Origin of the sequence: Chitinophaga sp. (assembly GCF_035564935.1) — a bacterium.
In the GTDB taxonomy this organism is placed as follows: Bacteria; Bacteroidota; Bacteroidia; order Chitinophagales; family Chitinophagaceae; genus Chitinophaga.
Genome location: NZ_DATMTE010000904.1, coordinates 1 through 8,670 on the forward strand (window position 1 = coordinate 1; position 8,670 = coordinate 8,670).

At 48.5% G+C, this 8,670-nt stretch carries 6 protein-coding genes; 3 read left to right on the forward strand and 3 right to left on the reverse strand.

The genetic code is table 11. The features are described 5' to 3' along the window. Positions 1-1,121: DUF3472 domain-containing protein (locus tag VN105_RS23535; protein ID WP_325644830.1), on the reverse strand; the 1,121-nt coding region annotated here is incomplete at its 3' end. Between the two features lie 258 nt (positions 1,122-1,379). Between VN105_RS23535 and VN105_RS23540 the strand changes: the two genes are divergently transcribed. Further along, entirely contained in the window at positions 1,380-2,357 is a 978-nt protein-coding gene (locus VN105_RS23540) for a DUF6268 family outer membrane beta-barrel protein (protein ID WP_325644832.1), read from the forward strand. A 60-nt stretch (positions 2,358-2,417) separates the two neighbouring features. Here the strand turns inward: VN105_RS23540 and VN105_RS23545 are convergent, their stop codons facing one another. Continuing rightward, positions 2,418-5,684, reverse strand: coding sequence for a S41 family peptidase (locus VN105_RS23545; protein WP_325644834.1), 3,267 nt, complete (start codon positions 5,682-5,684; stop codon positions 2,418-2,420). A gap of 302 nt (positions 5,685-5,986) precedes the next feature. Between VN105_RS23545 and VN105_RS23550 the strand changes: the two genes are divergently transcribed. Together VN105_RS23550 and VN105_RS23555 are read left to right on the forward strand one after the other, a co-directional pair. Further along, complete coding sequence (locus VN105_RS23550) at positions 5,987-6,448, forward strand: cold shock domain-containing protein (RefSeq protein WP_325644836.1); 462 nt, start codon at positions 5,987-5,989, stop codon at positions 6,446-6,448. Between the two features lie 108 nt (positions 6,449-6,556). Then, positions 6,557-7,654, forward strand: coding sequence for a metallophosphoesterase (locus VN105_RS23555; protein ID WP_325644838.1), 1,098 nt, complete (start codon positions 6,557-6,559; stop codon positions 7,652-7,654). Here the strand turns inward: VN105_RS23555 and VN105_RS23560 are convergent. Beyond that, a partial coding sequence (locus tag VN105_RS23560; protein ID WP_325644840.1) for a sterol desaturase family protein occupies positions 7,642-8,670 on the reverse strand: 1,029 nt, incomplete at its 5' end. The two genes, VN105_RS23555 and VN105_RS23560, sit on opposite strands and share 13 nt — an antisense overlap.

Sequence of the window (8,670 nt, forward strand, 5' to 3'; positions counted from 1 at the left end):
CTTGCCCATTGGTTGCCGTACTGTGCTTTTCTCCCGATATAGCCTGTTTCTGTAGAGAAATTTTCCAGGAAAGAATATAAACCGGTTAACCACGTATTGGTTTGCGGACGACGGAAGCTGGCAATCAATTGCCAGGAGCCGGTTTCAGGGGCATAGAACCAGGAAGTAAATTCCGTTTTGTTATTTGCCACCGGTACTGCATGCGTTAAAAAACGGTAGGTAGTACCAGCCTGCCAGTTGTATACGAGATAGCTTTGTCCGCCTGCGCCCTCATTGCCAAAGGAACCCGTTTGTACGCCAGGCCCTTTGCGCAGCAGCTCTATCTTCAATGAATCAGGGATGCTATTGGGGTCATCTGTATTGGCAGGACTCCAAACAGAAAACAACACCCTTCTTTCCGTGGTACTGTTTACCTGTATACCGAAATATCCCTGGCTGAAGCCATTAGACATAAAGTAAGATCCAACCGGGTCCTGGCCGGCGGGTACTGTTACTTCATTATAAAACCACTCCACGTTTTTACCCGCCGGCGATGTATATCCCAGGTGTACAGAAGGACCTCTCCTGCCCCAGTATACGTCCGTTTGAATGTAATTAAGCCGGCCGCCGGTGGCGGTACCGCTGATGTACAGGTCCGACAGGTCCGCATAATAGCTACCCGTTTTAGATACGCCCTGGAAGTCTACTTTCACATAGCCGGTATCCGTTAGGTTGAAGTCTCCCACATCAATGGTGTGGTAACTGCTGCCGGAAGCCGTAATGGTTTTCGACTGGCCTGCTGCGGTGATCTTCAGCTGGCTGCTGCCGGCCGGCACCTTCCCCCGTAATGCCAGGTGCAGTGTACCCGTAGCGCTGGTACGGAAATACGCGCTGAAAATAGCACTACTGCTAGTCCAGTTGGCCAGGCCATAATCCGCCACCACTTCCGCGGCGCCGGCGCTGCTTTGTGTAAGCCAGGCATTACTCCCCAGCGCAACCGCAATATCCGTAATGCCGGAAGCTTTAGCGGTGGCGGGCAACAGGCTGTCTTTCGGGGTTACAGCAGATAAGGAATAATTCCTGGAACAGGACGACAGGATAAGGCATCCGAATGCGAATGCAAGCGATAATTTTGGTTTCATTGCACTGTTATGTTTGGTTAAAAAAGAAAAATGGGTTCCCTGGTTTTTCGTTTGTTCTTCCACGTGGTAATACCTGAATTTAGTTACCCTGGTAATTATATAGCAACTGCTCCTCCCAATTATGACATTGTAATGACGTCCGTATTTTACCAAACAGGCCGATTGTGTTATTTATCTCCCTAAAAAAATAATATTAAACACATAGGGGTAAGCAGAGGGCATGGTGTCTTCCTCTAAAGATTAAAAATCAGCATTTTTATGAGTCTGCAATATAAACACCAACAACCCATGCAACTAAAGAAAAGATATGCCTGTTTGTTAATTATCCTGTTTGCATTTACACCTGTGCAACAGCTGTGGGCCCAGCTGGGCGCCACTTCTCCTGATGGCCCGGGCATAGGGATCAGCGTAGATTACCTGCCGCCTTCGCGCTACATCCGGCCGGAAGACAGTGTAAAAACCGGGTCCACTACCTCACAGCAACGCTATAATTTTGGCGCCGTATTTAACCTGGGGAGTCATGTGGATACCGCTACCGGGAAGGTACGCAACTGGACGCTGGCGGCTTCCGGCAGCTACACTAAAATGATGAACAAAGATTATGATAACCGGATCTTCCCCGAAGAATTGCTGGGTACACAACTGGCGCTGCAACATTTCCGGAGCATCCGCAACCGGTGGGGTATGGTAAGCGTGTTATCTGTAGGACTTTTCACCGATATGGAAAAGATCAATGGCAAAGACATTTTTATCAACGGGGGTGTATTGTTTGTAAAGCAACATAACCGGCATTTTTCCTATGGAATAGGTGCCATGTTTACCAATACTTTTGGTACGCCTATGTTACTGCCTGCGGTGCTCGTTAAATGGCAAACCGAAAGCAAGTTCAGGATAGACGTAAATTTCCCTGAAAAGATAAGCGTATCCCACCGGTTGAATAAACAAACCGACCTGGCGCTGGCATTCCGTATGCGTGGCTCCTCCTACGATGTGGAAAATGCGCCGGATAAAAAGCGGCTGATGGGTTACTCAGAACTGAGTGTGGGGCTTGAAAACACCTGGCGTTTGAGCAGGCATATTGATTTTGTGGCATCGGGAGGCAGTATCCTTTACAGTGGCATTGCCTTCCGGGAGAAAAGTTTATCGGAGATGTTTTCTGACAAACCGATGCATAGGTTGGCCACCAATTACTTTTTCAGTGGCGGGTTGCGGTGGAATTTCCAGCCGCGTAAATAGTATGCCTGTTTTTAGCAGAACCGGTCACTGTTTGCACAAACAGCGACCGGTAAAATATTATTATCTCACTTCATAAGGAGGTTGTGCAGGCGCCTTATAGGGCTTTGTTTGCAGCAGGTTCTTAATTTCAGTGATGGCCCTTTCCAATTGCGGATCGATGCCTTTGGCCATATCGCCAAGGTTTTCATCTACCGCAATATCAGGATCAACACCGTGTCCTTCGCGGAACCAGGTACCATCACTGTTGAACATACGGAACGATGGCACTGTGATCACACCACCATCGATCAGTGCAGGGGTATTGCTGATACCAATGAGGCCGCCCCAGGTACGGGTACCTATAATGGGGCCCAGGCCTGCTTTGCGGAAGTAATCCGGAAACGCATCGCCGCCGGAACCACTCCAACCGTTGATGAGCATTACCTTGGGGCCAAAATTGGCATAGGAAGGCCATTGGGTGGGTGTACCGTTACGGGTAGCCCAGTAAGCCAGTGGCTTGCGGTTCAGCATTTCAATAAAGCGGTCAGGGATCTGGCCTCCATTGTTGAAGCGTTCATCAATCACAAGGGCTGCTTTATCCCACTGCGCGTTGAACTGGCGGATCAGTTCATCCTGTCCGTCGATGCCCGTACTTGGCACAAAAATGTATCCTACCTGGTTATTGGTGGCATCGGCAACACGCTTTCGGTTACTCTCTATCCAGGCCAGGTGGCGCAGGCGGTATTCGCTGCCGATAGTTTTCACGATGGCGGTTTTAGCGCCTTCCGTGGAAGGACGGTTGTTCCAGGTGAGCTCCACTACTTTTCCGGCCAGCGACTGGAAAACGCCAAAGGGCTCCTGCGCGGTGGTAAGCGGCTCGCCGTTTACGGCCAGGATATAATCTCCTTCATGAATATTTACACCGGGTTCGTCCAGCGGGTTGCGGGCTTCCGCATTCCAGGGTGCGCCGCGGATAATGCGTTTGATCTTATAGTACTTGCCATCTGCCTGCCAGTCGACCCCAAGGTACCCTACATTTTCATGCTTACTGTCTTCCACATCTCCGCCGAAGTTGTAGGTATGCGAGGCATTCATTTCTCCCAGCAGCTCATTGATCACAAAGCTCACTTCCTCGCGGGTGCGGGCGCCTTCCAGGAGATGCAGGTATTTGTCTTTTACGTTATTCCAGTTGACGCCGTGCATATGCGGGTCATAGAAGAAATCGCGTTCCATGCGCCAGGTGTCCATAAACAGCTGTTTCCATTCTTCCGCAGGGTTTACGGTCATTTCCATTTCTTCCAGGCGCATAGTGGTGTCGATCTTCTGGTTTTCGGCCACTTCAATGATGCCATAGGGGCCATTGTTCACCAGGATTTTATTACCATCGGCGGAAAGTTCGTACTGGCCGGGGTCTTTGATAATGGTTTTCACCTGTTGGGTAGCAATATCATAATACTGCAGGGTAGCTTCCCCGTTGCTTTCCTCATCAGCCGGCGGTGTGCTGCTTACAAACAGGATCTTGCCTTTCACCGCGCCGAGGCGGGAATAATTACCGCCTGGCACGGGGAGCAATACCATCCTTGCTTCCATGTTATCCAGGTCGATGCCGGTGGCAGTTTCCTTTTTCTCTTCCGCGGGTTTTTCTTTCTTGCCTTTTCCTTTTGTGGTGGCGGGTTTTTCCGGCTCCTTCCTGTCGTCCTTTACATTTACAGCATCGTTGCGCGTAGCCAGCAGGGAAGGTGTTTCCTTTTCCAGGCCAATTGCCCCGATCACGGTGCTGTTTGCATAAATAAACGTATTGTCGATGCTGCTGTAGGTAGGTTTGAACGATTGGTTGGTAAGTACATACAGGTACTTTCCTGCTTCATCAAATACGGGGCGGCTCACATCATAAAAGCCGCCGGTTACCTGGTGTCGCTGGTTGTTTTTGGTATCAAAAAGGAATACTGCTTCATGACCGTTGTCCATATCGCGGCTATAGGTAAGCCACCTGCTGTCGGGTGTCCAGCTGAAGCGGAAGCCTTCCAGTACATCGGGTGAATAATGAAGGGCTTTATCTACCGCGGTGGTTTTGCCGGTAATAATATCCAGCACCCATATTTTCAGTTCCTGGTCGATGAAAGCTATTTGTTTGTTGTTGGGCGACCAGTAGGGGCGGTAGCGGAATCCGGGGCCGTAATGGGTTACCTGTTTTGCCTGGTCCTCCTTACCGGCGGTAGCCAGCCAGAGTTCATATTCGCCTGACTTATCGCTCCACCAGGCGATGGTTTTGCCATCCGGCGACCATACCGCGTAGCGCTCCGCTATGCCGCTGGTACGGGTAAGATCTTTTATATAGCCTTTTACTGCGGGTACGGAGAATATATCGCCACGGGCGCTGATAAGTGCGCGCTGGCCATCGGGACTTACGGCGGTTGACTGTATATACCTCGCAGTGCGTTGGGTGCGTGGTTTCATTGCTGCCAGGTCGGTGGTAATATTGACCTTCACTTCAGCGGACTGCTGTGTGCTGAGCGACATCACAAATAATTTACCATTGGCTTCGTACACAATATCGTCCGGGCCCATTGAAGGAAAGTGAACGTCATAGTCTTTGTAGCTGGTGATCTGTTCGTATGCTTTGGTATTCACATCATACCGCCAGAGGTTCATTCTTTTTTCCGTACCGCGGTCGGACAGGAAGTAAATGAAATTGTTGTACCACATAGGAAATTCATCGCCGGCTTCGCTTTTAGCGGAGATGTTTTCCGACAGTTGTTTCGTAAAATCATACACATGGATCTCTGCTTTCATCCCGCCCCGGTATCTTTTCCAGTTACGGAAGCTTTGTGAGCGGGTTACGAGGGCCATTTTGGAGGCATCGGGCGACCACGATCCAAATTCAGCATAGGCCAGCGGCAATTTGGTGGCGGCGCCGCCGGTTTCGGGAATGGTATAGAACTGGTTGAAACGTTCTTTGGTACTTTCCCTGCCGGAGGCGAAAAGTACCTGTTTGCCATCGGGCGTCCAGTCCACCACACGATCCGTACCGCCGTATTCTGTGAGGCGTAAAGGCACGCCGCCGGCTACCGGCAACACATACACGTCGGTATTACCATCGTAATTGGCGCTGAAAGCGAGTTTACTGCCATCCGGCGAAAATTTGGGAAAGGTTTCCACTCCGGGCGGGGAAACCAGTTTGATGGCCGTACCACCGGTTTTAGGAACGATCCAGATGTCGTTGGCATAGGAAAATGCAATTTGCGACCGGGATACATCGGGATAGCGGAACAGGCCGGCATCTACCTGTGCCATAGCCTGTTTTCCTGCCATAGCAGCAAGAAAGAACAGGGCGGTTCTTTTCATCATAAGCGTTTTGAATTTTTAGATCATACCACACCAGGGCGGTTTATTTTTGTTGCGGATTAAAAACGTATTTGCTAATCTATGCAAATCCCGTGATTTCATAATTACCTCTGGTCACAAAAAGAATTTCACGGTCACCGGTACACGTATACCGGTTATTTCCCGGTGTGCATAAAAATGTAAAATAGCCGCTATGGGGAGTATCGGGCGAAAATGCCCGTGCATAAAGGCCGTGTTGCGTTATATTCCCCGTCTTTTACGCAAAAAAAACCGATCTTTGTTAGGTATCAAATTAATACATGCATATGGCTAGATCCCAGGAAACAGTTGGTAAAAAAGAAAAAGAAAAGAAAAAAGCTAAACAACGGCAGGATAAACAGGAAAGAAAGGAAGAACGAAAGAAAGAGAATGCAAAAGGAAAGGGCCTCGAAGATATGATGGCTTACATTGATGAGAATGGCAACATCTCTTCTACTCCCCCTGATCCAAGTAAGAAAAAAGAGATCAATGCGGAAGACATTCAGCTGGGACCAGGCAGACAGCTCCCCGAAGAGCCGGCAGACCCAATCCGCAAAGGTGTGGTAAAGTTTTTTAATGAATCCAAGGGCTACGGTTTCATTATCGATCAGCAAACGCAGGACAGCGTGTTCGTACACATTAACCAGCTGACTGAGCCGATCAAGGAAAAAGATAAAGTAACTTTTGAAGTGGAAAGAGGACAGAAAGGTCCGAGTGCTGTTAATGTAAAGAAAGAAGTAAAAAGCTAAACTGTAAAGGGTATGGCTTTATTGAAATAAAAAAATCTGAGCGGTTACCGGTAATCGCTCATTTTTGTGCGTGGTTGGTGCTGAGCCACCTTCCCAAAAAAATACAGCGTGCCAAATCCACTGAAAAAATTCTTCCAGCGCCCTATTATCTGGCTTTCCAACAGGTTTTCTTCACAGCCTGATAAATTACAGGTATTCGCTTCCCTATCACAACTCCAGGAGGAAATCCTGAAAGGCAACCGGCAAAAGGGGCTCATTGTACCCTTCGATTATGAGCATAGCCGCTTCATTATTTTCTCCGACCAGCATAAAGGCGGTAAAGACGGAGCGGATGACTTCATGGCCGCAGAAGACAACTTCGTAGCGGCACTCCGGTATTACTACGATAAAGGCTATACCCTCATCAACCTGGGCGACTGTGAAGAACTGTGGGAATGCCCGCCAGCTACCGTGATCCGCGAATACCGCAATACCCTGCTGGAAGAAGCCCGCTTTTTGCAACAACAGCGTTACTTCCGCGTGTTCGGTAACCACGACCTGGAATGGCATTACGCTGTACCAAGACAACAATTCCTGAAGAATATTTTCGGGAAGAAACTGAAAGTATATGAAGGATTGATCCTTCAAACCAGGTACCAGGACCACGATTACCGCATTTACCTTACCCACGGCCACCAGGGCGACCTGCGCAGCGACGGCAACGCTTTCAGCAAATGGTTTGTAGCCGCCATATGGACACCCGTGCAACGGTTCTTTGATATCCGCATGGATACGCTTTCCGACTCTTTCGACCTGGCCGACCGTCACAATATCATGATGTATGAATGGAGCATCCAGTATAAAAAAACTTTCCTGATCTCAGGGCATACCCACAAACCGGTATTTGCCTCATTGGATCATATTGATAAGCTCACGAAGCAACTGGATAAAGCCCGCGCCCAGGGAGATGCAGCGCAGGTAAACATCTTACAAAAAGCATTGGCAGCAAGGCAGGCAGAATATGCAGGTAAACAGCTGGTAAAAACAATGGCGCATCCTTCCTATTTCAACACCGGCTGCTGTTGCTTCAGCGACGGAGACATTACCGGGCTTGAAATAGCCGATGGAGCCATCCGGCTCGTAAAATGGAAGAAAGACGTACAGGGGAAGTCCCGGGTAGTGCTCGAAGAATCCCCCTTATACTATTTATTTGATCAGATGACCTGATCCGCTACGGGCTGCCGCACCGGCGTATGCTGCACCTGCTCCAGGAAAGCCTGCTTTACCACTTTGGCCGTTTTGTGATCGCCGGTATGACTCCACCCCGGCGGCATTACAATATATAACAGCTTATTTTTTATACCCGGTGCTTTCCGCACATCCTTCCATAAACCGTATAATTCCCCGAAATAAACATCCAGGAAATTGTTAGGATTCATTTCTCTTGAAATACCATACTCAATTTCCATGTCGCGCTTTTCATGCTGGAAGGTACCAAACACTTTATCCCAGATATTAAGCAGGTTGCAGAAATTGGTATCCATGTACAGGGGATTTTTTGCATGATGTACCCGGTGATGCGATGGCGTAAGGATGATCCTGTTCAGGAAGCCAAGACGCCCGTCTTTAATAAGGTTCTCTCCCACGTGAATAAAAGATCCCCAGGTACCATCAATGAACATGATGATAAAAAGCAAGGGGGGATTCACTCCCATCAGGATACAGATGCTGGTACGGATCACATCAGCATACGGCGCTTCCAGGAAAAAGTGCGCATAGGTAACCGAAAGGTTCATGGTTTGAGGCGCATGATGCGTAGAATGCAGGCACCAGAACAAACGTACTTTATGACCATAATAATGATAAATAAAATGCGAGAACTCCCAGATCACGTACCCGTAAATAAACCAGTACCATTTAAGCGACGTATTGAACAATGCATACTTCTCCAGTAATCCAATACAAAAAGCTACTGCTGCAATAGAAATAAATCGCGAAATAAACCGGTTCGCCACGAAGATGAAAAAAGGCATTTTATAGTCTTCGATCTTAAACTTCTTGTAAAAAACGGCCCGTCCTATTTCCAGCAACAGGAGAAAAGGCACCAGTGGCGAGATAACGGAGAAGATCCCGTTCAGGGTAAGCAGCACCTTATAATTCCCCGTTTTACATATTTCAATGAGTTGTGTGATTCCCAGGAATCCTAAGATTTCCCTGAATACAGTTTCAATAACAACCATAAC

Excerpts from the sequence above, each read along its gene's own strand:
- VN105_RS23540 (WP_325644832.1), top strand. The coding sequence starts at position 1,380 with ATGAGTCTGCAATATAAACACCAACAACCCATGCAACTAAAGAAAAGA.
- VN105_RS23545 (WP_325644834.1), bottom strand. The coding sequence starts at position 5,684 with ATGATGAAAAGAACCGCCCTGTTCTTTCTTGCTGCTATGGCAGGAAAA.
- VN105_RS23550 (WP_325644836.1), top strand. The coding sequence starts at position 5,987 with ATGGCTAGATCCCAGGAAACAGTTGGTAAAAAAGAAAAAGAAAAGAAA.